Origin of the sequence: Micromonospora sp. SL4-19 (assembly GCF_047921475.1) — a bacterium.
GTDB lineage: Bacteria > Actinomycetota > Actinomycetes > Mycobacteriales > Micromonosporaceae > Micromonospora.
The window spans coordinates 1-1,856 of record NZ_JBLROB010000069.1 but is presented as its reverse complement, the minus strand read 5'-3'; the positions used below and the strand labels follow the sequence as shown (position 1 = coordinate 1,856).

Genomic DNA, 1,856 nt, shown 5'->3' with positions numbered 1-1,856 from the left:
GATCCTGCTGGCTAATTGGGTGTGTTGCGACGGTTGCTGCCTCGCCGTGAATGCATGATCGGTTTGGCGGCTTCCTTCCCCTCTGCAGCCGCGGAAACGGGTCGTGTGATGTCGATGCAACCGCGGCCGTGGCCCGAGCCTGATGAGCAGGTGGCTGCGGCGATTCGCGCGATGTATGCCGGGCGTGAGGCGCCGTTGCCGGTGGTGGTGCGAGATCAGTTGGGTGAGCTGTTCGCTGATGAGCAGTTCGGTGCGGCGTTCGGGGTCCGCGGCCGGCCTGGTTGGTCTCCGGGGCGGCTGGCGTTGATCACGGTGTTTCAGCTGGTGGAGAACCTGACCGATCGGCAGGCGGCCGAGGCCGTGCGGGACAAGTTGTCGTGGAAGTACGCGCTGGGGCTGGATCTGGCCGACACCGGTTTCGACGCTTCGGTGTTGAGCGAGTTCCGGGCGCGGGTGATCGCTCATGGCCTGGAGGAACGGGTCCTTGACCTGCTGTTGGCCAGGCTGGTTGATGAGGGGCTGCTGGCGGCGGGTGGTAAGCAGCGCACGGATGCCACCCACGTGGTGGCCGCGGTGCGGGATCTGAGCCGGCTGGAGCTGGCCGGGGAGTCGGTGCGCGCCTGTCTGGAGGCCCTGGCCGCGGCGGCGCCGGATTGGGTGGCGCAGGTCATCGACGTGCCGGCCTGGAGCAGGCGGTACGGGCAGCGGGTGCACGACTGGCGGCTGCCGTCGTCGCAGACCGCACGGGCCGATCTGGCGAACACGTACGGCAGTGACGGGTTCGCGCTGCTGACGGCGGTCTACGGCCCGTCGGCGCCGCCGTGGCTGGCGCGGCTGCCGGCCGTGGAGGTGCTGCGGGTGGTGCTGCTGCAGAACTACGTGCGTGGACACGATGAGCACGGGCGGGAGGTGGTCAAACGGCGGGAGGCGAAGGTAGACGGTCTCCCGCCGGGAAGGCATCGCCTCACCTCGCCCTACGACACGCACGCCCGTTGGTGCACCACACGCGGCGCCAGCAAACCCTGGAACGGCTACAAGGTCCACCTCAGCGAAACCTGCAACGGCCCCGTCAGCCCCACCGACAGCGCTGACGCGCCGGTCATCGAGTCGCCCAACATCATCACCAACGTGATGACCACCGACGCGACGGTCAACGACACGGTGATGACCACCCCGATCCACGACCGGCTGCAACGGCGTGGACTGCTGCCCGACGAGCACTACCTGGACTCCGGCTATCCCTCCATCGACCTGGTCATCGCCTCCACGGCCCGCTACGGCATCACGCTGGTCACCCCGCTGCGGACCAACAACTCCGTTCAGGCCCGGGCAGCAGCCGGCTTCGACAGCACCGCGTTCACCATCGACTTCGACAACCAGCGCGCCACCTGCCCCCAGGACCAGACCAGCACCACCTGGAGCCCGACCACCCAACGCGGCAGCGACGTCATCGTCGTGCGCTTCGCCCGGGAAACCTGCCGACCCTGCCCCGTGCGCCAGCAGTGCACCACCGACCGACGCACCGGCCGCAAGCTGTCCGTGCGTCCCCGCGAGGTCCACCACGCGATACAACTGGCCCGCGCCGAGCAGCACACCAAGGCCTGGCAGGCCAAATACGCTCGACGCGCCGGCGTCGAAGGGACCATCAGCCAAGCCGTCAACGTCACCGGCATACGCCAAGCCCGCTACCGCGGCCTGGACAAGACCCACCTGCAAAACGTCTTCAGCGCCGTCGCGATCAACCTGATACGGCTGACCGCCTACTGGAACGGTCACCCCCTCGACCGAACCCGCACCAGCCACCTCGCCCGACTCGCCCTGGCCGCATGAACCAGGCAATAAGCCAGCAGGATCCA

General features: G+C 68.3%; 1 protein-coding gene. It reads left to right on the top strand.

All coding sequences use genetic code 11. The features are described 5' to 3' along the window. Positions 1 to 21: 21 nt before the first annotated feature. Positions 22 to 1,830, top strand: a complete 1,809-nt coding sequence (locus ACNAVT_RS31665; RefSeq protein ID WP_416301653.1) for an IS1182 family transposase — start codon at positions 22 to 24, stop codon at positions 1,828 to 1,830. The last annotated feature ends 26 nt before the right edge of the window (positions 1,831 to 1,856 follow it).